Raw genomic sequence first — 26,287 nt, 5'->3', positions numbered from 1 at the left:
GGGCACTCACACTTCGTTGGACGCCAGTTTGTCCGATAATCCTTAATGCCGACCTACGGCGCGCGGCGGGGCCGTTCGAACAGCTGAACCGGCTGATCTTTGTAAGTCGTCGTCGCATAGGGGCGATAACCGACCCGCGCCGCCAGCTTCAGCGAGGCCAGGTTCGCCGGCGCGATCATGCAGACGGTGCGCCCCTCCAGCCGCCGGTCGGTCCAGTCCAGGGCCGCCGTCAGGGCCTCGGCCGCATAGCCCCGCCCCTGAAACCCCGGCGCCACGCCCCAGCCCAACTCCGGCGCGTCGAACGGCGGCTCCATCTCGCGGCGATAGTCGAACACTCCGACGCTACCCAGATAGGCGCCGCCGTCCCGCAGCCGGATCGTCCAGTTGCCATGGCCCATCGCCGCCCAATGGCCGAGATCGCGCAGCAGCCGGAACCACACCTCTTCGCGCCCCAGCGCCCGACCCATGATGTGGCGCGTGAAATCCTCATCGGACCACAGCTTAAGCAGATCGTCGAAATCGTCGGTCGAGACGGGCCTCATCACCAGTCGCTCGGTCGTCAGAATCCTGTCGGTCACATCAGGCCCAGTTGCTTGAAGCTGGCCACCCCGTCGCGGCCGACGACCAGATGGTCGTGAACCTCGACGTTAAGGGCGCAGCCGGCCTGCACAACCTGTTTCGTGATCTCGATATCGGCGCGGCTGGGTGTGGGGTCGCCCGACGGATGGTTGTGCACCAGGATCAGGGCGCTGGCCGACAGCTCCAGCGCGCGCCGCACGACCTCGCGCGGATAGACCGGCGCATGATCGACCGTGCCGCGGTTCTGCATCTCGTCCAGGATCAGCTGGTTCTTCTTGTCCGAGAAATAGACCGAAACGCTAACCCGCCCTCAAAAGCGGACGATGCGAATGTCCGAGATGGTTGGAAAGCGGACTTCGGGTATATGCGCGACGCTTGGATTTCTGGCTGCGCAAAGTTGGGCAGTATTGGTCATCAATGGGATATCTTCTCGGCTCTGCGTGGCCCGGCGCTCAAGAGTTCTAGCCGTGAAGCAAGGTCGGCCACCTTGCTTCGCACTTGACATCGATGGCCCGACCTAAACTTCATGAGGAAAGCAGTGACGCTCGCTTTCGACCGCCGGAAACCATTTCGCCTTGGGTTCGGACATAACCGGCGAGCTCATAGGCGAGTGACAAGCTTCCAAATATTCTGCCTATTGTCCTCGGGGTGGGGAGGTTTGGGCTACGGTGAATGTTTCGGGTGCTGAGATACCCCATTTCCGCCAAGAGGAGCTTAAGCTGGCGTAGGATTTCGTCAGGATGACACGCCTCCGCTGATAGGATTCTCCGGCGTGGAATGGCTCCCGTAAACGGTACTTGCGCCCATGCAGCCTCTATCGAGCCGAACCGACGAATGTAGGCCTTCTGTCCCATGGTGGACTTCGAGTGGTCAAGCATCCGTGGGGTGAGATTGCCGTTCGCGGCGAGAAGCTGCTGCAAGTCGCGAATCATGTCCGCGTCCGTTTGACTTGCACCGTGGAGTACCGTGAACCGCGCCTGTGCTGCATCAAAGAGGCTTAGGGGTATGAGCGCCGGAGCGACCTCAACTCTCTTCCAGTCGTCCCTAGGCACCGCTTTTCGCTCGCCGAACCGACAGTATGTGCGGTTGAAAACGAACCGCCCGACGGCAATTTCATTTCGGAGAATCCGACGCACCCTCTCTGTCGTCCAAGCGGAGCCATCGCGGAATGGCCGCGCAGTAGCGTTTAGATGTTTCGCTATGTCCTTTGGTTCCCATCGCGCCTCAGCGAACCACTTGAACATGTCTCTTACTATGTCGGCTTCGCTGGCTGGCCCGTGCACCAACCGGACCACCTGATACGGACCCCGCCTCTCACCGTACTCCAAGCAGCGACCCGGCGACCCATCGGCGTTAAATATCTGACGCGCAAACCCATAGGGAGCGACGCCGCCGTGCTTCGCCCCGGCCATCACATGACGCCGCAGGGCTGACCGGCATCGGTCGGATAGCTGCCGACTGTACTCTCCCGCCATTACGCGTTTGATGCTCTTTAGAAGAGCTGACGTAGGTGAACCGTCGTCAATCATCCCGTCTGCGCAGTAGCGGACTTTCACACCCGCCTCAAAACAGAGGAACTCGTAATGGGCCGCCTGATCGGGGTTTTGATAACGCCCCCACCGGCTCACATCCAATACTAGGATCGTTGAGAAGGCAGCCCCGGAGAGCACGTCTCGCAACAGAGTTTGAAGTCCGTCGCGGCCAGTGATTGTGACGCCGCTCCGTGCTTCATCCTTGTAGGTCTGAACAATCTCAAAGCCCTCTGCTTCAGCATAGGCGGCGATGGCTGAACTTTGCGCTTCGATAGAATACCTCTGCTTGTCAGTGGACATACGAAGGTATTGCGCTGCGGGAGCTAGACGCTTGGGTTGGGTAGGGTTCATTCGGCTGGATACCGCTACTCCGTTAACGTCAAGACCCAGCGATCCTGATGGCTCCCTCGGCAGAAGGACCGCGATGGGTCGAAAGCCGTCTGAGCCAGAAGGCCGGAAAGCGAACGTTCGCGTCTGCTGTGTATTTCAATTTTAATTCCGCGTACTTCCGTCCGGGTGCGACACGCGCAACGAGGCCTCGGTGGCTGACAAAGGTATCTCTTTCACGGTGCTGCGGGACGCAACCATTCTCGCATCGCAGCCATCAACTCACGCAGGGGCTGGTCTTCTATGTCTTGGTCAGAATAATTCTGTGACTGAAGCTTAATATAGTTTTCCCCAGTGAAGTCGGCGAACTTACCCCATAGTTCCGAAGGGGGCGGAGCGGGGGCGTCCATTGACTGAGCTAACCAATCTCGGACAATTTTACAGATTTTTGCTGGTTCGTTGTTGTGGGCATCAAAATCTGAACCAGCCAAATCTGATAGAGCCTTTTTTAGCTCGTGAGCCTTATCTTCCAAGATAAGAATCTTTTTTGTCGAAAATTCACCACCCTTGTAGCGGCGGCAGGCGTAGTCTATTCCTAGTTCGAACGGCATGTTCAGTCGAAAGTACTCTTTTGCCTTTTTCGCTTTTAGTCTCGACAGGTCGTGAACTGCAAACTTGCTATCTTCGATAAGTTCTATAATTTTTTCAAGGCGAACCTCTGCTCCGTCAGCTCGCTCTTTAGCAATGCGGGGCTCAAAACCTAGGGCGAGTATGCAAAATACCAGCGGTCTGAGTATATCAACATACTCAGGATCAAACGGGCAGTTTACAAAGACGTTTTTATCAAAAGGCAATATAATTCTACTTCTTGTAGGAATTATGGGCTCGGATCATCCCGTTCTTGCCGTGAATAAAAACGTCGCTTTGATCTTTTCGAGCGTGCGTTTTGCCATACTCGATGGCGTCTTCCTGCTTTGCAAAATTTTTCGATGCCTTAGCTGCACCTTGCTTGCGGACGCTCCATCCACCAGACGTACTGGGGACCACGTGTCGGGTGTTTTTCGCCATTAAAGCACCGCAGGTCGTTGAGATCGGAGGACAAGGTGCCCGTGCCAGCCTCGCAGTTCAAGGAAGGCTTTGCGCACCGCGACATTTGCTGTGAGCCGACCTCGCCGGTAGGGCGGCAACTCCGCCTTGACGCGGCTTGAAGGCAGGTAGGCTGGGTAGCGGTGGCGTCTGCGATCCTCACTTGTTTTGGAACATCGGTGAGTGAAAGCTGGAGCCAATGGCATTCTGAGTGAGGCGCATTTCAAGGTTTTAATTCCGCGCACTTCCGTCCAGATACAGCACCCGGAACTGCTCGCGCGGCTCGTGCTGCAAGGCGACGCGCACATAGGCCAGCAGCGCCGTCCACGACGAGATCACCGGCCGTTTCGCCGTCGGCTCCTTCGCGATCCGCCGCGTCACGTCGAAGATCAGCTGAAGGTCCAGCGCCACCGCCCGCGTCGCCTTGCCGACGGCGTATCCCATCGACCGCGCCACCTGATCCTCGATCGCCTCGTGGCTGGCCGCGCCGATCCCCTCCAGCCCTCCGAACCGCGCCAGCAGATCCTTGGCCAGCGGCTTGGTATCCTTGTAGGGCACGCTGCGAAACAGCAGGAGTTCTAGCAACTCATAGTCGGGCAGGGCGCCCAGGCCCCCCTTCGCCGCCCGCTCTCGCAGCCGGTCTCGATGACCGCTGTGGCGCGGCTTGGGCTTCACTTCAGTGTCGGCCTGCCTCGGTTTCCCGGTCTTCGGCGTGGTCACGGCGCAGCCTGTTCAGGGCCAAACTCCAACCCACGCGGCCAACGAGGCCATACGGGCGGGACGGTGGACCCGCTTGCGGGAGGAGATTGGTCGTGGTGGCTGAGGAACCGCGTTCCATCCATGCGCTCCGCCGCCATCCCGACACGGCCTTCGCTGTCCGCATAAAAGGAGATGAGTTGCCACGTCCCACTTTTGCGCTCGTAGGCGTTGCCGCCTCCGGGCGCGCCGCTGTTGAGATAGGCGCCGACCTTAGCTTTCAAGCCGCAGGACGGTTCGTCTTCGGCGTAATTGACGCAGTGGGTTAGCGGGGCGTCAGGGCCCGACCACCAGCAACTGAAGATGACCTTGGTTTTCAGCGGCACGCACCGCTCGAGCTCTGCGCCTTGATCAGAAATCATTCCGATGGCGCTTGGCTTGGAAGGCCCGCGATCAGCGGCGCAGCCCAGTAGCAGCACCGCTAGGCCAATCATGGCGCAGGCATTCCTCATCGGCGAATCCATCAGGTTGCGTTCCGGCAACCTAGCGTCGCGCTCTCGATCGAGAAAGTGCCTGTCTCTAAAGCACGCCGCCGCCGTCCGTCAGTTCGGTCGGAACAACCCCGCCGGCGACGCCGTGAAGATTTCCAGTCCGTCTTCGGTCACCCCGATGGTGTGCTCGCATTGGGCCGACAGGGACTTGTCGCGCGTCACGGCGGTCCAGCCGTCGGACAGCACCTTCACATGCGGCTTGCCTAGGTTCACCATCGGCTCGACGGTGAAGAACATGCCGGGCTTCAGCACCGCGCCCTCGCCACGACGGCCGTAGTGCAGGACGTTGGGGCTGTCGTGGAAGACGCGGCCGATGCCGTGGCCGCAGAAGTCGCGCACCACGCTCATGCGCTGGGCTTCGACGAACTTCTGGATCGCATAGCCGATGTCGCCGAACGTATTGCCAGGCTTGACCTGCTCCAGGCCCAGATCCAGCGACTGATAGGTCACGTCGATCAGCTTCTTCGCCCGCGCATTGATCTCGCCTACCGCATACATGCGGCTGGAATCGCCGTGCCAGCCGTCCACGATCACGGTGTGGTCGATGTTGACGATGTCGCCGTCCTTCAGCACCCGGTCGCCGGGAATGCCGTGGCAGACGACGTGGTTGATCGAGGTGCAGACGGTCTTCTCGTAACCCTTGTAGCCCAGGCAGGCGGGAAGGCCGCCGTTGTCCAGGGTGAACTCGCGCACCAGATCGTCGATCGTGCTGGTCAGGACCCCCGGCTTCACATGGGCCGCGATCATATCCAGCGCCTCGGCGACCAGACGGCCGGCCTTGCGCATGCCCTCGAAGTCTTCCGCCTCATGGATGCGGATGGCGCTGGAGCGGACCAGGACGTCGGTTTCGAGTTCGGGCGTTTCGTACATGGGGGCGATCGGTCTGCAAAAGGCGGGATACGGCGCAATCCGTTCGCCGCAGATGGGCGTTATAGCATGAAACCTCAAGCCTGCCCCCGGATTCCCGCATGACCGACGCCGCTTCAATCGCCTCTGCGCCGACCGCCGCCGTCCTGGTCATCGGCGACGAAATCCTGTCGGGCCGGACCCAGGACACCAACACCAACACCATCGCACGATTTCTGGCGGCATTGGGGATCGACCTGATGGAGGCGCGGGTCGTCAGCGACGATCACGGCCGGATCGTCGAGGCGTTAGACGCGCTGCGCTCACGCTGGGACTATGTCTTCACCACCGGCGGCATCGGTCCGACCCATGACGACATCACCGCCGACGCCGTGGTGGCCGCCTTCGGCGTGGCCCTGCCCGAACATCCCGACGCGCTGGCCATCCTGTCGCGCCGCTATGGCGACGAGTTCAATGCCGCGCGCCGTCGCATGGCGCGCATTCCCGAGGGCGGCGTTCTGATCGCCAATCCGGTCACCGACGCGCCCGGCTTCCAGATCGGCAATGTCTTCGTCATGGCCGGCGTGCCCAAGATCATGCAGGCGATGCTGGAGGATGTGGCCCCGCGCCTGCGCACCGGCGCGATCGTTCATGTCCAGACCTTAAAGGTCACCGGCGTGGGCGAGGGTGCGGTGGCGGATGTGCTGCGAGCGGCGGCCAATCAGCGCCGCGACCTGTCCTTCGGCAGCTATCCATTCGGCCATGGCGGCAGCGGCGAGATCGGAACCCAACTGGTCATTCGTGGCCGCGATGCCGATCAGGTCTATGCGGCGGCGCATGACTTGATCGCAGAACTGCGTAATCTGAGCATCGACGTTGCCGCTGCGTAACCTCGCAAAGCCGTGATCGTGTGCGGCTCAGGCGCCACGGTTTCGCCTGTTTCCGGTCCGATGGGGGCCTTGCCCGCAACGCTTTCGCGCCGCGAACGCTGAGAGGGCTCCTCCCCTGATCGACCGCGCGTAATGCGGCCGGCGCTTACTTAGGTGTATGAAATGACCTCCAGGAACTTCGCCCGCGCGGGCGGGATCGCCCTGACGACCGCCCTGCTGGCCGGCGTCGCCGCCCCGGCCATGGCCGGCTCCTTCTATGTCCAGGAACAATCGACCCGCGGCCAGGGTCGCGCCAACGCCGGCGTCGGCGCCGACAAGGGCGTCCAGTCGCTGTGGTGGAACCCCGCCGCCATCGCCGGCACCCAGCGCGAGGTCTATCTCGGCGCCCATGGCCTGATCCTGGACTCCGATGTCGACAACACCGGTTCGACCCTGACCTACAACGTCCCGGTTCCGGGCGTCGGCGTCGTCAGCCGCTCGGCCCCCGTCAACGGCGACCCGCACGTGCATGACGTGGTCGAAAGCGGCATCGTGCCGAACTTCGCCGTCTCCATGCCGATCGGCGACCGCTTCAATGTCGGCCTGGCCGTCCAGGCGCCCTACAACTTCACCACCAAATATGAGCCGACCGACTTCGCGCGCTACGACGCCCTGACGTCGGAACTGCGCTCGGCCAACGTCAGCCTGGTCGCCGCCATGACGGTCACCGACTGGCTGGACCTCGGCGTCGGCTTCGACGCCCAATACGCCAAGGCGACCCTGTCGTCCGCCCTGCCGAACGTGCCGATCCCGGCCGTCCTGTCGCCGGCCTATGTCGTCTCGCCGTCGACCGACGGCCGCAACCAGCTGGAAGGCGACGGCTGGGATTACGGATGGAACGCCGGCGCCCAGATGCACTTCGGCAAGCTGGACCTGGGTCTGTCGTACCGCTCCAAGATCGAGCACGAGCTGGAAGGTTCGGTGAACATCTCGGGCCTGACCGGCGTCCTGGCCGGCGCCAACGTCTCGACCGATGGCGGCGCCTCCTTCACCACGCCCTGGTACGCCACCGTCTCGGCCCGCTACGCCGTCAACGATCGCCTGACCCTGAACGCCCAGGTCAACCAGATCGGCTGGAGCGAGTTCGACGCCATCCGCGTCTCCTACACCGGCGGCGGCTCGACCATCGTTCAGGACTATGACGATGTCACCACCGGCGCGATCGGCTTCGACTACAAGATCGATCCGTCGATGACCTTCCGCGCCGGCCTGGGCTACGACCCGACCCCGACGCCGGACGATCACCGCACCGCCCGTATCCCGGACGGCGACCGCTGGCTCTACGCCGCCGGCCTGTCCAAGACGGTCGGCAACATGACCTTCGACGGCGCCGTGACCTACATCGACATCGACACCGCGACGATCAACGACACCCGCGACGTCTATGGCAACGGCCTGGTCATCTCGAACCTGCGCGGCGAAGCGCAAGGCTCGGGCGTCGGCTTCTCGCTGGGCGCCACCTGGAACTTCTGAGGTCCGCTCAGCCCCGGCTGACATAAGAACGGCGGCTCCTTCGCAGGAGCCGCCGTTTTTTATTGTCTCAACATGACGGCGTCGGGGAGCAAACGCTCCCCGATCCTCAAGCTCAGCCCTTGGCGGCGCCGCCGTAGCCCTTGCCGCCGTTCGACGGGCGGCGACGCGGGCGGCGCTTCATCTGACCTTCCGCCGGCTTGGCGTTGTCATTGATCGACGGCACGCGCTCGCCGGCCAGGGGGTTGTAGGCGCGTTCGGGACGCGGGGCCGCCGGGGTTTCGCCCGGGCGGTTGCGACGCTGGCGGTGCGGCTGGCCGCCGCCTTCCGGACGCACGCCCTCGCGGTGCGGGGCGCGACGGCCGCGACCGCCGCGTCCGCCTTCGTTGCGCTCGCCGCCTTCGCGTTCCGGCATGGTCGCCTTCTTGCCGACGCCGGTGGCCATGATGGTGGCGTCCAGCTGGCCCAGGGCCTTGTCGTTGCGGCGGTCGATGGCCGGGATCTTCTGGCGCGTGACCTTCTCGATGTCGCGCAGCAGCTTCATCTCGTCGCCGGCGACGAAGCTGACGGCGGTGCCGTCCTTGCCCGCCCGCGCGGTGCGGCCGATGCGGTGGACGTAGGATTCCGGCACGTGCGGCAGTTCGAAGTTCACGACGTGCGAGACGCCGTCCACGTCGATGCCGCGCGCGGCGATGTCGGTGGCGACCAGGACGCGCAGCTTGCCCTTCTTGAAGGCTTCCAGGGTGCGTTCACGCTGGGGCTGGCTCTTGTTGCCGTGGATGGCCCCGGCCTCGACGCCGCCGGCTTCCAGATAGGCCGCGACCTTGTCGGCGCCGTGCTTGGTCTTGGTGAAGACCAGGCAGCGCGTGTACTCGGGGTCGCTGAACATCTCGGTCAGCAGGGCGCGTTTGCGGCCCTGTTCGATATAGACGACCGACTGGCTGATGCGCTGGACGGTGGTCGACTGCGGCGTGACCTGGACCTTGACTGGATCCTTCAGCAGTTCGCCGGCCAGCTTGCCGATCTCGGACGGCATGGTCGCCGAGAAGAACAGGTTCTGGCGCTTGGCCGGGATCTTGGAGACGATCTGGCGGATCGGCTTGATGAAGCCCAGGTCCAGCATCTGGTCGGCCTCGTCCAGCACGAAGATCTCGGTCGAGGACAGGTCCAGGTTCTTCTGCTGGATGTGGTCCAGCAGGCGGCCGGGCGCGGCGATCAGGATGTCCAGACCCTGTTGCAGGGCCCGCTCCTGGGCGCCGTATTTCACGCCGCCGAAGATCACCGCGACCCGGAAGCCCAGGTGCGCGCCGTAGGCCTTGAAGCTGTCGCCGATCTGGGTGGCCAGTTCACGCGTGGGGCTCAGGACCAGCACGCGCGTCGTGCGCGGCCGGGGCGGAATGCGGTTTTCGGCCAGGCGATGCAGGATCGGCAGGGCGAAGGCGGCGGTCTTGCCGGTGCCGGTCTGGGCGATGCCCAACAGGTCCTTGCCGGCCATGACGTCGGGGATGGCCTTTTCCTGGATCGGGGTCGGCTTGGTATAGCCGGTCGAGGCCAGGGCCTGCAGCAGGGCCTTGTTCAGGCCCATGGATTCGAATGTGGTGCTCACAGCAGTATCTTTCGCGTAGCGGCAGGGCGCTATCAGCCATGGCATGACGCCGTCGGGCCGCGCACCGCCAGTCCCGACGGGGCCTCGGGGAGGAGGCCTGCGGGGTGGATCGGGCGCCGCCCCGCGTGTCCGGGCAGCGAATGGATATGAGGGGCCGGCGGCTTCTACAGACAGGTCCGAAGGGGACCCACACGCGCTGGAGACGCCGGAGATCGCGAGTGTGCGACGCCGCGCAAATGGGCGCTTATCGCCGATAAGTCAACAGCCGCACACATCAGGGCGCGTATCGCGTCGCCGCCTTGGGCAGTCCGTCGGGCAGGCCGATGGCCGCGCGCCAGTCCTCGGGATGCAGCCGCGCCATCTCCAGATCCAGCCACGCCAGCGGCTTCAGCGCCCCGTCCGCGTCCCAGAACCGCTCGGCCCACGGCTGGCCCGTCTCGATCGCCCGCGCCCGGTCCCGCGCTGTCGCCTCGGGCCCCAGATGGGTCGCGCGCCAGTGATACAGCCACGGAATATGCCAGTGCGGCGCCTGCGTCAGCCGCTCGTCCGTCATCGCCGCCGCCAGACATTCCGCCAGCGCCCGCGCGTCCTCCAGCTGCGCCGTGAACGCATCGCGCCGCGCCTGGATATGCCGATCCCAGCCCTCGGCCGGCTCGATCGGCGCCAGCGTCGGCTCGGGCCGTTTCCAGCCTTCCGCCTCGCGCCGCTTCCACAGGGCGTGAACCCCGACGTCATAGCGCGCGGCGACGGATCGCGCGGTCTCGCCGTCTTCCCACGCCTTACGAACCTCGGCCCAGACGGCGTCCGGCCGGATCTTGCGATGTATGCCCTGGCTCATAGGGAAAGGGGTGTCGCACGCCCCTGCGTCATCATCGGTCGCACCCGCGCCTCATGCACAGCTGGCGCGTGACCCCTGACATGTCGCGATGTGGAAAATCAAATCTCTAGCCTCGAAAATCGGCCTTCTTCCGGCCTGGGGTAGAGACCGCCCCATAATGCCCGCATGGAAAAACGCCGCTACAAGATCAAACCGCCCGAGGTCTGGACCCAGGTCCGAAAGGACTATCTGTCCGGCCTCGACGCCAGGACCGTCGCCGCCCGCCACGACGTGACCGAGGCCTCCATCCGCGCCCGCGCGACGAAGGAGGGCTGGTCCCGCCATCCGCGCAGCGAGGCCGCGACGCCCGCGCCCCAGCCCCTGTCGTCCCAGGAGGCGGCCGACCTGTCGCCGGACGACCCCGATGATCCCGCATCCCTGGCCCGCGCCGCCGCCCAGGCCTCGGGCCGCGCCCTGCACGCCCAGGACTTCGCCCAGGCCCGCGCCCTGGCGGCCCTGGCCGAGACCTATCGCAAACTGGCCGACCGCGACGGCCCCGGCCGCGCCTCCCGCCTGACGGTTAAAAACGCCCCCCTGCAACTGGTCTTCGACATCTTGACCAACGAGGCCGAGGCCGAGCGCCGCTTCGCCATGAACACCAGCGACAAGAGCGACTGGGAACTGCGCGGCCAATACTGGCAGGCGAAGCAGAAGCTGGAGCGCGCCAACACCGAATGGGGCCACGCCCAACTGGCCCGCCGCGTCCAGTTGGAGCGCCGCATCGCCGCGCTGGAGGACCAGCTCCGCGCCGCCGGCCTCGACCCCGTCATCGAACGCGAACAGGACCGTCGCATCTCCCAGGGCCTCGACCTCTTCCTTGGCCCCCTGCGGGGGAGAGTGACGATGGAGGAATGGGAGAAGACGCTGGATGACCTCTAACGCGCTCCATCTGCTTTGCCGACGCGCGCTCCGCTACCAAAGACCGAAAACACCTGAATGGATGCCGAGGGACGCAGATTGTAATATTTTTCAAATGATTGGCGAGGCCAGCGGCTGACGCGACGGCACCTGCCGCGAGCTAGAAACCTTTGATTAGCAACTCCGCCTAGATCGCCGGAATTATCTGACCGCAAATGACGCCGAGAATGCTTCTTGACACTCACGTCACAAATGGGAAAGTAGTCCCACTTACGCGTATGGGTTGAAATTCTGTTTCGACTTTAAGTCTGGCGCTTCGCCGGACATCAGTTGATTGGTCATTTTTTGGGTGCCGTGCAAGAGACCGACATCTTGTCGCCTTTGGACGCTCCGCTCTTTCAGATGCCGTTCTCTTGCACGGCCTTAGGTAAGTGATAGACGTCAAATCGAACGTGCCGGAGATCGTGGAGTGGCTCGACCTAGCTAATCTCCACGTTCATTCGCCTAGCGACGCGGTCCTAGTGTGCGGCGGGGAGCAAGACCCCGGTGCGCAGGCTGCTTTATCGCTTAGAGATGCTTTTCTAAGGGTGACGTTCAACCCTCCGCTTTCCAAGTTGAAATTCCGTCTGGCGGAGGAAACAAACCTCTATAGTAAGTCTAGCGCCTACCGCGATTGGATGAATTTTGAGTCAGATTTGGCTCAAATCTGCCGGCTAGTTATACTGTTTTGTGAGAGCGCAGGCTCTATTGCTGAGCTAGCGCTTTTTGTTTCTGTAGATGAAATTGCCGATAGGCTGGTAATTGTTATAGACAATATAAATAATTCAGCCGATTCATACATTAACCTAGGACCAATAACGGCTTTCGTTGAGCAATACGGCAGGGATAGAAAATTTCTGCTCAACCTTGAAGATGTAGGTATCAAGAAGCATTCTGAAATAGCAAATATTAATCTAAAATCACTTAGGTCTGTGATTGAGAATTTTGTATATCAATCTGCCACAAAGCATCAAGAGCCTCGTAGCTTTATGCCCGATAGAGCGGGGCATCGAATTAAGCTTATAACGGGCTTGATACAACATTATGGCGCTTTGACTATCGAAGAAATAGATGTTCTGGTATGGTCCTTATCTTTGCCAATGACAGAAAAGCAAATATCGCAGTATTTGCAGTGTGCAGAATTTTTAGAGTGGGTAAAAACTGAAGAAAGAGGCCAAAAAGTCTTCTGGGTGTCCCTAGAATCGTCGGACGCAATAGAATACGCGCTTAAGGTTGGTGCACCTACCCTCAACAAGGGGGCGTGGAAAGCGCGTGTTCGTCAGTACTGGATGGACAAGCAACCTGACAGGTTTAGTGCAATACGGTCGAACGAATTGAGGGTTGTCTTGTGACTCCACTAATTCGTGCCTTATCAGCGTCCAGTGGTCTGAGCGCTGCCGATACGCTTAAGCTCGTCAAAGACGCACCCGATCGCTATAAAATTTTCGACATCGATAAAAGAAGGGGGTCGGAAAAGCGAAAAATTGCGCAGCCAGCAGCTGAAGTGAAGTATCTTCAGAGAATTGTAGTGGAAATACTTCTATCACGTCTTCCTGTCCATAGTGCTGCGACAGCGTATATCAAAGGTGGTTCGCTGCGAGATAATGCGGCGCCTCACGCGGGTGTTGGCAGGCCCATTCTCAAGATGGACTTGAAGCAGTTCTTCCCATCCATTCGTTCGCGAGACTGGGAATCCTATTGTTCGGATAATGAGGTGTTCTCTGACGCGCAGGATGCTTATTTATCTAGTCGCCTCCTGTTCCACCGCCCTCCTGGGGGTAGGGTGCTTCGCTTGGCAATAGGTGCTCCGTCATCTCCGATGATGTCGAACATACTAATGTATGAATTCGATAAACGTATATCAGCCGCTGTCGAAGAAGATGAAGTTACTTACACTCGATACGCTGACGACCTGACGTTCTCCGCCCGTCGAACCGGGTATTTAGTTGATGTCAGAAAGCGAGTATATCGAGTTGTTCGTGAACTAAACTATCCAAAGCTTGATATAAATAGATCAAAGACAGTGTATGCGACAAGTCGTTACCACAGAGAGGTAACCGGATTGATTTTGTCCAACGATGGAAGAGTGACTATAGGTCGCGACAAGAAGCGAGTTATATACTCTATGGTGCATCGATATTTGAAGGGGGGGCTTAATGGTGCAGAAATTCAGCATCTCGCTGGCATCCTGGCTTTCGTAAAAAGTGCCGAGCCGGACTTCCTACTCAACATTGACCGCAAATATGAAATCGGCACCGTTTCAGATATCGCCAAAACTGCGGGTCGTATTCACGTGTCTGATCGTCAGAGTTATTGGCAGTCGTAGTCCCACGCGCTCCTGCGACCTTACAACCGCCCCTTCCTGAACCGCTCTTGCGCCTCCGCCGCCGCCTCGGCGCGCCAGCGTTTGGGCGCGGACTTGTCGACGGCTTCGCCGGCGCCGGTCAGGGCTTCGTTGGCGAACTCCAGGTCCATCAGCTTCATGCGCTTGATCTCGTCGCGCAGGCGGCCGGCTTCCTCGAACTCCAGGTTGGAGGCGGCCTCGCGCATCCGGCCTTCCAGGTCGCGCAGGGCGGCCTGGAAGTTGGAGCCGACGAAGGGTTTGGAGGCTTCGGCCACGCCCGGCTTGGTCAGGCGATCCATCTCGCGCGACTCATAGGGGCTGTCCATGATCTCCTTGATGTCGCGCTTGACCGTTTCGGGCGTGATGCCGTGTTGGGTGTTGTAGGCCATCTGCCGTTCGCGACGGCGGTCCGTCTCGGCGATGGCGCGCTCCATGCTGCCGGTCATGCGGTCGGCGTACAGGATGACGCGGCCGTCCACATTGCGCGCGGCGCGGCCGATGGTCTGGATCAATGAGGTCTCGGAGCGCAGGAAGCCTTCCTTGTCCGCATCCAGGATGGCGACCAGGCCGCACTCGGGGATGTCCAGACCCTCGCGCAGCAGGTTGATGCCGATCAGACAGTCGAAGGTCCCCAGCCGCAGGTCGCGCAGGATCTCGATCCGCTCCAGCGTGTCGACGTCGGAGTGCATGTAGCGAACGCGGATGCCCTGCTCATGCATATATTCGGTCAGGTCCTCGGCCATCTTCTTGGTCAGGGTGGTGACCAGGCTGCGATAGCCACGGGCCGTCGTCGCCTTGACCTCGTCGATGACGTCGTCGACCTGGTTGCGGGTCTTGCCCGAGACGGGGCGGATCTCGACCGGCGGGTCGATCAGGCCGGTGGGGCGGATGACCTGCTCCACGAAGACGCCGCCCGCCTGTTCCATCTCCCACGGGCCGGGGGTGGCGCTGACGTGCACCGTCTGGGGGCGCATGGCCTCCCATTCCTCGAACTTCAGCGGGCGGTTGTCGATGCAGGAGGGCAGGCGGAAGCCGTATTCCGCCAGCGTCGACTTGCGGCGGTAGTCGCCCCGGAACATGCCGTTGATCTGGCCGATGGTGACGTGGCTCTCGTCCACGAACAGCAGGGCGTTGTCGGGGATGTATTCGAAGAAGGTCGGCGGCGGCTCACCCGGCGCGCGGCCGGTCAGCCAGCGGCTGTAGTTCTCGATTCCGGCGCAACTGCCTGTGGCCTCCATCATCTCCAGGTCGAAGCGGGTGCGTTGCTCCAGCCGCTGGGCCTCCAGCAGCTTGCCGTTCTCGACCATCCAGTCCAGCGTCTCCTTCAGCTCCGCCTTGATGCCGGCGGCGGCCTGGTTCAGCGTCGGGCGCGGGGTCACATAGTGGCTGGCGGCATAGACGGTGATCTCGTTCAGATCGGCCGTCTTCTTGCCCGTCAGCGGATCAAACTCCTGGATCGCCTCCAGCTCGTCCCCGAACAGGCTGATGCGCCACGCCCGGTCTTCCAGGTGGACCGGGAAGATTTCGATCACATCGCCGCGCTTCCTGAACATGCCCCGGTCGAAGTTCAGGTCGTTGCGCTTGTACTGCAGCGCGATCAGATCCGCCCGCAGCTTCGCCTCGTCGATCTGATCCCCCACCTTCAGCGTGAACGTCATCGCCGTATAGGTCTCAACCGACCCGATCCCGTAGATGCAAGACACCGACGCCACCACGATGACATCTTCCCGTTCTAGTATAGCCCGCGTCGCAGAGTGCCGCATGCGGTCGATCTGCTCATTGATGCTTGAGTCCTTCTCAATGTACGTATCCGTACGTGGAACATAAGCTTCCGGCTGGTAGTAGTCGTAGTAGCTGACGAAGTATTCTACTGCGTTGTCGGGAAAGAACGATTTGAATTCGGAATAGAGCTGGGCCGCCAGTGTCTTGTTCGGCGCCAGAATGAGGGCAGGGCGCTGGGTTTCCTCGATCACCTTGGCCATGGTGAAGGTCTTGCCCGAGCCGGTGACGCCCAGCAGGACCTGGTCGCGGTCCCCGGCCTGGGCCTGGGCCACCAGTTCGGCGATGGCGGCGGGCTGGTCGCCGGCGGGCGTGTATTTGGTTTCCAGCCGGAAGCGGCCGCCCTTCTTCTTGCCCTCGTGCGAGGGGCGGTGCGGCACCCAGTCTGCGGGCGCGGCGACCGGCTCCTCCGGCGTCAGGCGCGGGCCGGCGACCGGGGCGAACATCGGCATCTTGCCCGTATCGCGGATAAAGGCGGCCGACGCCTCCTGCACCCCCGGATTGGGCACGTGAACGGGCTTGGCCGGCTTGGCGGCTGCGGGCTTCGGCGTCGAAGAACGGTTCATGAACAGAACTTAGTGCGTGAGGAGGTATCCCGCCATAGCGCGCTAACCTGCGCCTAGTTGCGGTCGGCCTAGCTTGACTCCCTCGCACAGTATGCCCCATACACTGTGTATCACACACTATGTGGCGCACGGAGATGGCGGGTGAGCGAGAACGACGAGGCGTTGCTGTTCGAGAGTCTGCGGCTGGAGCTGCGGCGGGGGTCGTTGATCCTGGCCGTGCTCGCGAGCTTGCGGCGCGAGCAATACGGCTATTCGCTGCGGGTCGCCTTGGGCGAGGTCGGGGTCGAGATGGAGGAGAGCACCCTCTATCCGCTGCTGCGCCGGCTGGAGAGCCAGGGGCTGCTGGACAGCGAATGGCGTGAGGAGGAGCGGCGCAAGAAGCGGTTCTACCGCCTGTCGTCGCGCGGGGAGGCGATGCTGGAACGGCTCGCCGTGGAATGGCGCGGCCTGTCGGCCTCGCTGGAGAAGATGCTGTGAACATCGGGAAAGAGGGAGAGGCGGGCATGGACCTGGTCGAACGTTATTTGAAGGCCGTGGCGGCCCAGCTGCCGAAGGAAAACCGCGAGGACATCGTCGCCGAGCTGCGCGACGAGATCATGGGGCGTCTGGAGGCGCTGGAGGCCCGGCTGGGACGGGCGCCGACCGACGACGAGGTCGAGGGTCTGCTGCGCGAGGTCGGTCATCCGCTCAGCGTGGCGGCGCGCTATCGCCCTGGACCGCAGGCGCTGATCGGGCCTGAACTCTATCCGTGGTGGATGTTCGGGTTGAAGGTCGGGCTGACGGTCATGGCGGCCGTCACCCTGATCGGCCTGGCCGTGCGGGTCCTGGTCGGCGACGTCTATGTGGGCCAGGCGATCGGGCAGGGCATTTCCAGTCTGATCAGCGGCGCGATCACGGTCGTCGGCTTGCTCACAGCCGTCGGCTTCATTCTGGAGCGTCAGTCGAAGAAGCCGGACTTCATCGCCAAATGGCGCGTCAAGGACCTGGGTCTGTTCGAACTGGGCGGCGGTTTCGACGCCGAGCAGTGGGGGCAGAAGCTGGCGAACGGAGACTGGTCGGGCGGAAGCGCGGGGCAGGCCAAGTCGGGTCGTGCTGTGCGCAGGAGCGCCGAGATGTCGCCCGTGGCGCGTGCGGTGGCCAGCGCCATCGGCTGGACCGTGGTGCTGCTGTGGTGGACGGGTCTGTTGCAGGTGGCGCCGATCCGGCCGGAGGAGCTGGCCGGGGTCGTCGACGGCGTCGATTATGGGCGCATTCTGGCCGACATGGTGCGGGTCGCCTATTGGCCGGTCGCCCTGTTCGCCGCCTGCCGCATCGGTTTCGATCTGATGAGGGCGGCGTCGGGCGGCAACGCGCGGGTCACGGCGCTGGGCGACCTGTCGTTCGGTATCGCCGCCGCCTGGGGTCTGCTGTGGGTCTGGTTCTGGTCGGCGCTGTCGCCGCTGATCTGGGTCGGCAGCGTCACCGATTTCGTGGATCGGATTCGGGTGTTGATCGGCCGCTCCGGCGAGGACGTCGGCGGCGTGGCGACGATCCTGATGGTCGTGGTGGTTTGGGCCTTTGCCGCCGAGGTGGTGCGTGTGATCCGCGCGGCGGCGCGCTTGGTCGTCGGTCGATAAAGGCGACGTCCCCTCTTGACGGTGTGTAACCTATAGGTGATATGTCACCTCAAGGTTACTTCAGGAGGACGTCGTGAACAAGGATGAAAACGCCGCAGTTCTGCGGGTGCAGTCGAGCCGGCGTCGATACTGGTGGGGCGGCGTCGCCATGCTCGTCATCGGCGCAGCCGCCCTGGCGGGCGGCGCGGGTTTTGCGCTCATGCATGGAACAGAGGGCGATCAGGCGACGACTGCGGGCGTGGCGGCGGGCTTCGGTTTCGGGCTGATGCTCATCGGAGCCATGATGGCCTGGTGTGGCCGCTCCGGTCAGCCCATCGATGTTGCGGAGAGCCGTGACGGCGCCCGCCGCGAAAAGCTGCAGCGGGAGCGCACCCGACAGCTGGTGCTCTTTCCTCTCGTGCTGCTGCTGTTCATGGCTCAGGCGCATCTGGCCATGCAGCGGGTTCTGGGCGGGGACCACAACCTGGGCGCCTATGTGCAGATCCTGCTGCCGGTTCTGTACGGCTGGTTGATCCCTGTGCTCGTCATGGGCTGGGACTGGAACGCGCAGAAGAACCGCCGTCTGATGGAAGACGAGCTCACGCAGGTTTTGCGGGCGCGGTCGATGATCCTGGCCTTCGTCGTGCTGATGGGCGGGGTCACCGTGGCGCTTGGTCTGGGTCTGTGGCGCGCGGACTATGGCGTGCTGGCTTTGCCCTATGTCCTGGCGCTGGGCGGGGCGTCGGCGGGCCTGCGGTTCGCCTGGCTGGATCGCGAGGCCGGTCGCGATGGGTGATCCCAGGCTCGGCTCGCGGTTGAAGGAGGCGCGCACCGCCGCGGGACTGACGCAGCAGGGGCTGGCCGACAAGGCCAGCGTCTCGCGCAAGACCATCAATACGGTCGAGAACGGCGTCTTCGTGCCCTCGACCGTTCTGGCGCTGGAACTCGCCCGGGCCTTGGATACGACGGTGGAGGCCTTGTTCTTCCTGAGAGACTGATCCGATCCATGTCCGAAAACCGCGAGACATCGTCGGGCGGGCGGCGCATCCTTCGGGCATGGATCAGTCGTTGGATCAGGAGGCGTGCTGGCGCGCCGTCGTAGCGCGGGACGCCCGTTTCGACGGGCGTTTCTTCACCGGCGTGACCTCGACGGGCATCTATTGTCGGCCCGTCTGCCCGGCGCGGACGCCCAAGCGCGAGAATGTGGTCTTTCACCCCAGCGCCGCAGCGGCCGAGGCGGCAGGCTTGCGGGCCTGTCTGCGGTGCCGGCCCGAGACGGCGCCGGAAATGGGCGCCTGGCTCGGCACGTCCAATACCGTCAGCCGGGCTCTGGCGCTGATCGAGGCGGGGGCGTTGGATTTCGGCAACACGGACGCCCTCGCGACACGGCTGGGCTTGGGCGAGCGACAACTGCGCCGCCTGTTCCGTCAGCATCTGGGCGCGGCCCCGGTCAGTGTGGCCCAGACACGGCGCGTCCTCCTGGCCAAACAGTTGATCCACGAGACCGACCTGTCGATGGCCGAGGTGGCGATGGCGTCGGGCTTCGGCAGTGTGAGACGATTCAACGAGACGTTTCAGGCCCTTTACGGTCGCGCGCCGTCGGACCTGCGGCGCCGCAAGGTCGAGGCGGAAGCGGGCGGGGTGATCAAGATCGGTCTGTCCTACCGCCAGCCCTATGACTGGGACGCCATGATGACGACCTTGGCGACGCGCGGCGTCGCGGGCGAGGCGGTTGTCGATGGCGTCTGGGCTCGGCGGCTGCGCCCCGACGTGGATGGCACGGGGGGTGCGGTGACGCTGCGCCCCGCTCAACCGGGCAAGGCGGCGGTCGAGGCGCGGATCAACAATCTGAAAACCTTGCCGGGCGTGCTGGCGCGGGTGCGGCGCGTGTTTGACCTCGCCGCCGATCCCGAGGCGGTCACGCGCGACCTGTCGGCCGATCCCGTTCTGCACGGCGCAATCAGGGCCAGGCCGGGGTTGAGACTTGCGGGCGAGTGGATCGACGCCGGCGAGGATGCGCCCAGCGACCGGCTGGCGACGACGGACGCCGCGCTGCTGGCGCGCGCCGAGCGATGGCGGCCGTGGCGGGCCTATGGCGCACTCTATTGGGGCCCTGAGCGAGGAACGGCGAAATGACCGAGCAGCCTGACATGCACCTGACCCTGGATCGCATCCCGTCCCCCGTCGGCGAGGTGCTGGTCGTCACCGACGCCGACGGCGCGGTGCGCGCGCTGGATTTCCACGACTACGAAGCCCGTCTGCGCCTGCTGCTGCGCCGACACTACGGTGAGGTCGTGCTGACCGACGGCCGCGCGCCGGAGCCGGTGCGTCGGGCGGTCGAGACTTGGTTCGGCGGCGACCTGACCGCCTTTGACGCCATCACGGTCCGCACCGGCGGCACGGATTTCCAACGCGCGGTGTGGAAGGCGTTGCGCGACATCCCGACCGGCGAGACCCGCACCTATGGTCAGCTCGCTGCGGCCATCGGCGCGCCCAAGGCCGTCCGCGCCGTGGGCCTGGCCAACGGCGCCAATCCGGTCGGCGTCATTGTGCCCTGCCATCGCGTGATCGGAGCGAACGGGACCCTGACCGGCTATGCGGGCGGGCTTGAGCGCAAACGCTGGCTTCTGGCGCATGAAGCGGGCGGTCGGCTGCTCTAGCGGATTGGTGGAGCAGGCGTCGGCGAGAGCGGAGAGAGCACTTGGGGCGCAGTAGGCGATGCGCCACCCTTCAGTTCAGCGATGTATTCCAGTTCGCGTTTGGCGTTTGCGTCGTCCGGATCGATTTTAAGCGCGGCCTCATAAGCGGCCTTCGCCTCGTCCAATCGGCCTAGTTCGATCAGGATGAAACCGCGCCGGCGATGGAATGGGCCGCGATGCAAAAGCATCAGTATATCGTCGTCCGCCAATGCGGCGTCAGCCAGAACCAGGGCGTCATTCCAACGTCTCAACCCCTGCAGGGCGGCGGCCTTTTCGACAAGCAACAACCAGTTTTTCGGCTGTACCTTCAGCACGCGATCTAGATAGCTGATGCCTTCTTCGTACCGACGCGCCTCGACGGCTTCCGAAGCGAGCATCAGGGCGATGTCGCCATAGACGTTGGGCAGGGCCGTCGCGCCTTTTGCGCCGCTTCCATCCTTGCCGGCGGCTGCCGACAGGCCGACCATCATCATCAGCACGTCGCCGGGATCGGAGACTCTCACAACGTGCTGGCCTGCTTGCTCGACCAACTGTCCATAATCCGCAGGCATCCGATCCAGCGCCTGACGGAGCGCGGGAAGACGCCGGGCGAGAGCGGGATAGCCCCGTCGTTGAAAGTCGGTGTTGGCCTGAACGAAAAGGTCGTGATCTCGGGATTCCTGGCGCGACATCTGTGGCGTAGCGGCTCTGGCCGCCGCGAGAGCCGGCGTAGGCGGCGTCGTCAAAGCAGCCGTTGAAAGCGCTAGTGCTGCAGCCAAAATTCTCAGCATGATTTTTCGCTCCCCATCGATCGTCTGACCATAGGCGCAACCTGGACGATTAGGCGAGGCTTAGCGCAGCGCCTGTCGTTAGCCCCGCGTGAACCGTCCAGGCGGCAGGGCGGCGTGGGTGAAGCGGGCCTGACGCACCGCGCCTTTGAAGTAGTTCACGCGGTTGATGCGGCAACCGACCGAGGCCCGGCCTGGCCCTTGCGGCTTGAACGGCACGGCATGTTCGCCTTGCAGGACGCCGTCGACATAGGCCCGGTACAGGACGCCGTCGAAGGTTTGCGCGACGTGGAACCACTGTCCGCACGGATGGAGCCGCTCGGGGAAGATCAGGGTGTGGTTGTAGCTAGGCCCGCGCGTGAAAGCGTCCAGGTACCAGCGGTCCTGAACCACGCGGATCTCGAACAGGAAGCGCGTCTGCGACGGCGGCTGACCGGCCGGCGCCTCTTCGGCGAGATGAAACCAGCGTTGCTCGAAGGCGCCGCCGTCGGGTCGGAACAGGGCCTCGAAAGTGAAGGTCTCGGCTCCGGCCAGCGGATGCTGGTCGATGAACAGGGCGTCGTCCACGCCGTCGAACTGAACCGCTCGGCCAAACGGACTGTCGATCAGGCCCGGCGCGCCCTCGACGCGGGTCTCGATCCCCCCGATGTCGGCCAGGCGATCGAAGGTCCATACCGTCTGGCGCGGCGATGCAGCCGTCACGGTCGCGCACGCCGGCAGGATCGCAGCCGCAGCGCCGGATGCGCCCAGGACCATCAGGCGGCGGCGGTCCAGCGGCAGGACGTCAGGCATGGTTCATCTCCCGGCGGTTTTGTCGCGCGACACTATGGGATCGGCGGCGTGAGGCAACGGCCTGCGTTCCGGTTCGTTGTCCAGGTCCCTACACACTGGAGTATCGACGATGAAACTTTCCAATGGCGCGCTGGTGGCGGTGGTCGATGGCGAGAAGCTGGCCCTGTTCAAGAATACGAACGCTTCGGACATCAAGCTGACGCCGCTGGAAACCCCGGCCATCGCGGATCGGGTGTCGGGTTCGGCCGGCCGCCGATCCAATGAGGCGAACCCCGACAATGACACCCAGGCCGAGGACGGTTTCGCCATGGGCGTCGCCGAGGTGCTGAACAAATGGTCGGTCACCAACAAGATCGACGAACTGCTGGTGATCGCAGCGCCCAAGACGCTGGGCGAGCTGCGCAAGCATTGGCACAAGGACCTTCAAGCCAAGCTGGTCGGCGAGATCGCCAAGGATTTGACGGGCCATTCCAGCGATCAGATCGCCGCCGCCATCGATAAGGCGTGAAGACAGACGGGCGCTGTACGTGGCGCCCGTTCCCGGATCAGGCGGCGCGTCTCGACTGCGCCGTCTGACCCAGATCAAAGCGGCTGATCAGCCCCTCCAGTTCGCCGGCCTCGCTCGTTAGGGCGTGGCTGGCGGCGGTGGATTCCTCGACCATGGCGGCGTTCTGCTGGGTGAACTGGTCCATCTGATTGATCGCCACATTGATCTCGCCGATGCCGACCGACTGTTCGCGCGTCGCGGCGGCGATGGTACGAACCAGGGCGTTGGCCTCCGCCACCTGGACAGCGATGGCGCTGAGGCTGTCGCGCGTCAGCGACACCTGATCGGATCCGCGCTGCACATTGCTCTGCGACAGGGCGATCAGCGCCTTGATCTCCTTGGCGGCGCTGGCCGACCGTTCGGCCAGGCCCCTTACCTCGGAGGCGACGACGGCGAAACAGCGTCCGGCTTCGCCGGCCCGGGCGGCCTCGACACCGGCGTTCAGGGCCAGAAGGCTGGTCTGGAAGGCGATCTCGTCGATGACACCGACGATCTGGTTGATCTGGGTCGACGACTGCTCGATCTCCGACATGGCGCCGATTGCGTCCTGCACGACGGCCTCGCCCTTGTCCGCCGCCGCCTGAGCGGCCTGAGTGATGTCTCGGGCGCGCTCGGCGTTTTCGGCGCTGCTGCGTACCGTCTGCGTCAGCTGGTCCAGCGCGGCAGCGGTCTGTTCCAGACCGGCGGCCTGCTGCTCGGTGCGGCGCGACAGGCTGTCAGCGGCGGCGGCGATGTCCTGACATCCGCCGCGCATCGACTGGGCCGTGGTCCAGATGCCGGTCATCGTTGTGTGCAGTTGGTGCAGGGCGGCGTTATAATCTTCCGGGATGCGACGCGTGTCGGCGGTGAAGCCCGCCTCGGGCATCCGCCAGGCCAGGTCGCCGGCGGCGAGGCGCGATAGACCTTCTCCCAAAGTCTCGACGGCGCGCGTTTGCGAGGCGGCGAAAAGCTCCGTCTCCTCGGCGTGCCGGCGACGATCGGTTTCGGCGGCCGCACGTTCTCGCTGCTGCTGGTCGCGCCGCGCCAGACCGTCCGCAAGCTCGACCCGGAACCCTTCGAGCGCCCTCGCGATCTGGCCCAGTTCATCGGCCTTGTCCGCACCGGCGACGGGAATGTCATAGCGTCCGTCGCTCATGGTCCGAACATGGGCGGTCAGACGCGCAAGCGGGCGTCGGATCAGACGGTCGCTGGTGACCAGAAGGGCGACGATGATGGCGGCGATGATCAGAACACCGCCGACCAGAAGCATCAAGGCCAACTGCCGCGCCGGGGCCTCGATCGTCGCGACGGGAATGTCCAGCACGACGGCCCAGGTCGCCTTTTGACCGGGCAGGATCACGGGCTGGATCAGACGTCGAACCGGCTCGCCGTTCACGCTGACGCCCTCGACCGCCTGGGCCTGGCGTTTGGCGATCACGTTGTGCACGATGTCCGCACCAGTGTCCGCATAGGCTTGGCCTCGCACGGCGGCGTCCGGATGGGCGACCCAAACGCCCTTGTTCGACACCAGGGTGACGCGGCCCGTGCCCAGCGGCTTCATCGCCGCCAAGCGCTGCGACAGGTTGGCCAGGGTGATGTCCAGGCCCGCGACTCCGATGATGCGGCCGTTGGCGCGCACCGGATAGGCGACCGAGGTCATCGCGACCTTGCCGCCGCCAATGTTCTCTTCGTACGGTTCGACCACGACCGGCGCGCCGCTGGCCATCGGCTCGGTGTAGTAGGCCTGTTCGAAGTCCGAGCCGTCAGCCTCGGGCTCCAGGGAACTCTGACCGTCACGGCGCACCCAGTAGATTGAAAGTCGTCCGTTGACGTTCGAACTGCTCGCCGGATCGCTGATGTGGGCGGCGTCGGCCCCGACGGCGTCCGGGGCGGCCATGAACCAGGCGCCCATCACCTGATCGGTGGCTTCGGCGTTCGGCTTGACCAGCGCCATATAGGCGGCGCGGTCGGTCAGTCCCGTCTGTCGTGCGGCACCCAAGGTCGCGGCCAGGGTCTTGGCACCCGTGCCGGCCGAGACGATCTCGTTGCGGATTTCTTGCGAGGCTTCTAGCGCAGCGCTTTCGGCGTATCGGCCGGCCATGTCGCGGACGATCGCGCCGGAATAGGCCGTCACGCCGATGGCCGCGACGATCATCAAGGCGCCGATGGCGAGCCCCGCCACGACGGCGAGCTTCAAGGCGATGGACAGGCGATTGAACGAGAACATGACGGGCTCCGTAGGCTTGTACTCATGCGCCGCGGCCCGCAAACGCCCGGTTAAGGTCGCACTACGTAGTTACGCGCCGTCCAGAAACAGGCGGCACGCCGGATTGGCGGTCTCGTCGACGTAGGGGTAGCCCAGATGGGCCAGGGCGGCGGTCAGCAGGGCCTGCTCCTGGGGCGGCACGCTGATGCCCGCCAGAACTCGGCCGACGTCGTCGCCGTGATTGCGATAGTGAAACAGCGTTAGGGCCCAGGCGGGTTGGAGGCTGTTCAGGAACCGCAGGAAGGCGCCGGGGCGTTCGGGGAACTGGAAGCGCAGGATGCGTTCATGGGGCAGGCCGACGGTGCGGCCGCCCACCATGTAGCGGACATGCAGCTTGGCAGTCTCATTGTCGCTCATGTCCTCGACGGCGTAACCGCCCGAACGCAGGGCCGCGATCAGGTCGTCCCGCTCGTGCGGACCGTTTCGCAGGGCGACGCCGACGAAGATTTGCGCCTGCCCGTCGCCGGACCAGCGATAGTTGAACTCGGTGACCGAACGACCGTCCAGACTGTCCAGGAATCGACGGTAGTCGTCGCGGTCGTCCTTCATCGCCACGGCCAGCAGGGCCTCAGCGCCCTCTCCGATCTCGGCCCGTTCGGCGACATGACGCAGCCGGTCGAAGTTCAGATTGGCGCCCGAGTTGACGGCGATCAGACTCCCGCTTCCGGGATGGGCGGCGGCCCAGGCTTTCAGCCCGGCCAGTGCGACGGCTCCGGAGGGTTCGGCGATGGCACGGCTATCATCAAAGATGTCCTTGATCGCGGCGCAGATGGCGTCGGTGTCCACCAGCACGATCTCGTCCAGCAGATCCTTGCACAGGCGGAAGGTCTCGGTCCCGGCTCGACGCACGGCGACGCCGTCGGCGAACAGGCCGACCTCGTTCAAGGTCACGACCTGCCCCGCGTCGATGGCGGACTTCATCGTCGGCGCATCCACCGGCTCGACTCCAACGATCTGGGTCTCGGGCCGCAGGAATTTGATGATGGCCGCGACGCCGGCCGCCAGGCCGCCGCCGCCGATGGGCACGAAGACGGCTTCGATCGGATCGGCGTGCTGACGGGCGATCTCGAGGCCCACCGTGCCCTGGCCCGCGATGACGTCGGGGTCGTCGAAGGGGTGGATGAACGCCGCGCCGGTCAGGCCCTCCAACTCACGAGCGTGGGCGTAGGCCTCATCGAAGCTGTCGCCATGCAGTACGACCTCGCCGCCCAGGGCGCGCACGGCCGCGACCTTAATGCCGGGGGTGGTGGTGGGCATGACAATGGTGGCGGGAATGTCGCGACGTGCGGCCGCCAGGGCCACCCCTTGCGCGTGATTGCCGGCCGAGGCGCAGATGACGCCCCTGGACAGTTCATCTTCCGACAGGCTGGCGATCTTGTTGTAAGCGCCGCGGATCTTGAACGAAAAGACCGGCTGCAAGTCCTCCCGCTTTAGCAAGACAGGCCGCTCGAGCCGTGCCGACAGGCGGCGCAGCGGGTCGAGAGGCGTTTCCTCCGCCACGTCATAGACGCGGGCGGTGAGGATGCGGCGGATGGTGTCCTGCATGGAAATGTCGTG

At 63.9% G+C, this 26,287-nt stretch carries 25 protein-coding genes and 2 pseudogenes; 12 read left to right on the top strand and 15 right to left on the bottom strand.

What is annotated here, in order from left to right:
• Positions 1–53 precede the first annotated feature (53 nt).
• The 8 genes and pseudogenes from KAK88_RS14700 to map form a co-directional block, all read right to left on the bottom strand.
• Positions 54–578 carry a GNAT family N-acetyltransferase gene (locus tag KAK88_RS14700; RefSeq protein WP_242077197.1) on the bottom strand — a complete coding sequence of 175 codons (525 nt, stop codon included), beginning with the start codon at positions 576–578 and terminating at the stop codon, positions 54–56.
• Positions 575–865: pseudogene (locus KAK88_RS14695) on the bottom strand (JAB domain-containing protein); the annotation flags it as partial. The gene KAK88_RS14700 and the pseudogene KAK88_RS14695, both read right to left, overlap by 4 nt.
• Positions 866–1,103: 238 nt before the next feature.
• A complete protein-coding gene (locus KAK88_RS14690) occupies positions 1,104–2,411 on the bottom strand; it encodes a recombinase family protein (protein WP_242077196.1) in 1,308 nt (435 codons plus the stop codon).
• A 263-nt stretch (positions 2,412–2,674) separates the two neighbouring features.
• Positions 2,675–3,292, bottom strand: a complete 618-nt coding sequence (locus KAK88_RS14685) for a hypothetical protein (protein WP_242077195.1) — start codon at positions 3,290–3,292, stop codon at positions 2,675–2,677.
• 7 nt (positions 3,293–3,299) lie between these two features.
• Positions 3,300–3,506 carry a DUF2188 domain-containing protein gene (locus KAK88_RS16125; RefSeq protein WP_347265080.1) on the bottom strand — a complete coding sequence of 69 codons (207 nt, stop codon included), beginning with the start codon at positions 3,504–3,506 and terminating at the stop codon, positions 3,300–3,302.
• 267 nt (positions 3,507–3,773) lie between these two features.
• A pseudogene (locus KAK88_RS14680) lies at positions 3,774–4,199 on the bottom strand (hypothetical protein); the annotation flags it as partial.
• 41 nt (positions 4,200–4,240) lie between these two features.
• A complete protein-coding gene (locus KAK88_RS14675) occupies positions 4,241–4,744 on the bottom strand; it encodes a hypothetical protein (protein WP_242077194.1) in 504 nt (167 codons plus the stop codon).
• A 78-nt stretch (positions 4,745–4,822) separates the two neighbouring features.
• Positions 4,823–5,641, bottom strand: a complete 819-nt coding sequence (gene map, locus KAK88_RS14670) for a type I methionyl aminopeptidase (protein ID WP_017504701.1) — start codon at positions 5,639–5,641, stop codon at positions 4,823–4,825.
• Between the two features lie 98 nt (positions 5,642–5,739).
• Here map and KAK88_RS14665 point away from each other — a divergent pair, with 98 nt between their 5' ends.
• Positions 5,740–6,507: a competence/damage-inducible protein A gene (locus KAK88_RS14665; RefSeq protein WP_242077193.1), complete on the top strand. Its 768-nt coding sequence runs from the start codon at positions 5,740–5,742 to the stop codon at positions 6,505–6,507.
• A 162-nt stretch (positions 6,508–6,669) separates the two neighbouring features.
• On the top strand, positions 6,670–8,019 hold the full coding sequence (locus KAK88_RS14660) for an OmpP1/FadL family transporter (protein WP_242077192.1): 1,350 nt from the start codon (positions 6,670–6,672) through the stop codon (positions 8,017–8,019).
• 112 nt (positions 8,020–8,131) lie between these two features.
• On the opposite strand, the gene KAK88_RS14655 is transcribed toward KAK88_RS14660, so the two are convergent.
• Together KAK88_RS14655 and KAK88_RS14650 are read right to left on the bottom strand one after the other, a co-directional pair.
• Positions 8,132–9,622 carry a DEAD/DEAH box helicase gene (locus KAK88_RS14655; RefSeq protein ID WP_431307194.1) on the bottom strand — a complete coding sequence of 497 codons (1,491 nt, stop codon included), beginning with the start codon at positions 9,620–9,622 and terminating at the stop codon, positions 8,132–8,134.
• A 274-nt stretch (positions 9,623–9,896) separates the two neighbouring features.
• Complete coding sequence (locus KAK88_RS14650; protein ID WP_242077191.1) at positions 9,897–10,460, bottom strand: hypothetical protein; 564 nt, start codon at positions 10,458–10,460, stop codon at positions 9,897–9,899.
• A 165-nt stretch (positions 10,461–10,625) separates the two neighbouring features.
• On the opposite strand from KAK88_RS14650, the gene KAK88_RS14645 reads away from it, so the two are divergent.
• From KAK88_RS14645 to KAK88_RS14635, 3 genes are all read left to right on the top strand, one after another.
• Entirely contained in the window at positions 10,626–11,378 is a 753-nt protein-coding gene (locus KAK88_RS14645; RefSeq protein ID WP_242077190.1) for a hypothetical protein, read from the top strand.
• Between the two features lie 410 nt (positions 11,379–11,788).
• On the top strand, positions 11,789–12,748 hold the full coding sequence (locus tag KAK88_RS14640) for a retron St85 family effector protein (RefSeq protein ID WP_242077189.1): 960 nt from the start codon (positions 11,789–11,791) through the stop codon (positions 12,746–12,748).
• Positions 12,745–13,722 carry a retron St85 family RNA-directed DNA polymerase gene (locus tag KAK88_RS14635; protein WP_242077188.1) on the top strand — a complete coding sequence of 326 codons (978 nt, stop codon included), beginning with the start codon at positions 12,745–12,747 and terminating at the stop codon, positions 13,720–13,722. Before KAK88_RS14640 ends, KAK88_RS14635 begins: the two co-directional genes overlap by 4 nt.
• Positions 13,723–13,742: 20 nt before the next feature.
• Here KAK88_RS14635 and uvrB read toward each other — a convergent pair whose 3' ends face one another.
• A complete protein-coding gene (uvrB, locus tag KAK88_RS14630; protein WP_242077187.1) occupies positions 13,743–16,085 on the bottom strand; it encodes an excinuclease ABC subunit UvrB in 2,343 nt (780 codons plus the stop codon).
• 141 nt (positions 16,086–16,226) lie between these two features.
• On the opposite strand from uvrB, the gene KAK88_RS14625 reads away from it, so the two are divergent.
• From KAK88_RS14625 to KAK88_RS14600, 6 genes are all read left to right on the top strand, one after another.
• Complete coding sequence (locus KAK88_RS14625) at positions 16,227–16,562, top strand: PadR family transcriptional regulator (RefSeq protein ID WP_161638426.1); 336 nt, start codon at positions 16,227–16,229, stop codon at positions 16,560–16,562.
• Between the two features lie 26 nt (positions 16,563–16,588).
• Complete coding sequence (locus tag KAK88_RS14620) at positions 16,589–17,701, top strand: hypothetical protein (protein ID WP_242077186.1); 1,113 nt, start codon at positions 16,589–16,591, stop codon at positions 17,699–17,701.
• Positions 17,702–17,774: 73 nt separating this feature from the next.
• The gene (locus tag KAK88_RS14615; protein WP_242077185.1) at positions 17,775–18,476 is read left to right on the top strand and encodes a hypothetical protein; all 702 of its coding nucleotides are present in this window, start codon (positions 17,775–17,777) and stop codon (positions 18,474–18,476) included.
• Entirely contained in the window at positions 18,469–18,678 is a 210-nt protein-coding gene (locus KAK88_RS14610) for a helix-turn-helix transcriptional regulator (RefSeq protein WP_017504712.1), read from the top strand. The genes KAK88_RS14615 and KAK88_RS14610 overlap by 8 nt, the downstream gene beginning before the upstream one ends.
• A gap of 58 nt (positions 18,679–18,736) precedes the next feature.
• The gene (locus KAK88_RS14605; RefSeq protein WP_242077184.1) at positions 18,737–19,816 is read left to right on the top strand and encodes a bifunctional transcriptional activator/DNA repair enzyme AdaA; all 1,080 of its coding nucleotides are present in this window, start codon (positions 18,737–18,739) and stop codon (positions 19,814–19,816) included.
• Positions 19,813–20,340: a methylated-DNA--[protein]-cysteine S-methyltransferase gene (locus tag KAK88_RS14600; RefSeq protein ID WP_242077183.1), complete on the top strand. Its 528-nt coding sequence runs from the start codon at positions 19,813–19,815 to the stop codon at positions 20,338–20,340. The genes KAK88_RS14605 and KAK88_RS14600 overlap by 4 nt, the downstream gene beginning before the upstream one ends.
• Here the strand turns inward: KAK88_RS14600 and KAK88_RS14595 are convergent.
• Together KAK88_RS14595 and KAK88_RS14590 are read right to left on the bottom strand one after the other, a co-directional pair.
• The gene (locus tag KAK88_RS14595; RefSeq protein WP_242077182.1) at positions 20,337–20,909 is read right to left on the bottom strand and encodes a tetratricopeptide repeat protein; all 573 of its coding nucleotides are present in this window, start codon (positions 20,907–20,909) and stop codon (positions 20,337–20,339) included. The genes KAK88_RS14600 and KAK88_RS14595 overlap by 4 nt on opposite strands.
• A 318-nt stretch (positions 20,910–21,227) precedes the next feature.
• A complete protein-coding gene (locus tag KAK88_RS14590; RefSeq protein ID WP_242077181.1) occupies positions 21,228–21,938 on the bottom strand; it encodes a LamG domain-containing protein in 711 nt (236 codons plus the stop codon).
• Positions 21,939–22,047: 109 nt separating this feature from the next.
• Between KAK88_RS14590 and KAK88_RS14585 the strand changes: the two genes are divergently transcribed.
• The gene (locus KAK88_RS14585) at positions 22,048–22,446 is read left to right on the top strand and encodes a host attachment family protein (protein ID WP_017504716.1); all 399 of its coding nucleotides are present in this window, start codon (positions 22,048–22,050) and stop codon (positions 22,444–22,446) included.
• 37 nt (positions 22,447–22,483) lie between these two features.
• Here the strand turns inward: KAK88_RS14585 and KAK88_RS14580 are convergent, their stop codons facing one another.
• Positions 22,484–24,691 (bottom strand): methyl-accepting chemotaxis protein, encoded by a 2,208-nt coding sequence (locus KAK88_RS14580; protein WP_242077180.1) that lies wholly within the window; start codon positions 24,689–24,691, stop codon positions 22,484–22,486.
• 69 nt (positions 24,692–24,760) lie between these two features.
• On the bottom strand, positions 24,761–26,275 hold the full coding sequence (gene ilvA / locus KAK88_RS14575) for a threonine ammonia-lyase, biosynthetic (protein WP_242077179.1): 1,515 nt from the start codon (positions 26,273–26,275) through the stop codon (positions 24,761–24,763).
• Positions 26,276–26,287 lie beyond the last annotated feature (12 nt).

The organism is Brevundimonas diminuta (assembly GCF_022654015.1).
Lineage (GTDB): Bacteria > Pseudomonadota > Alphaproteobacteria > Caulobacterales > Caulobacteraceae > Brevundimonas > Brevundimonas diminuta_C.
This window is presented reverse-complemented; position numbering and strand designations above follow the sequence as displayed.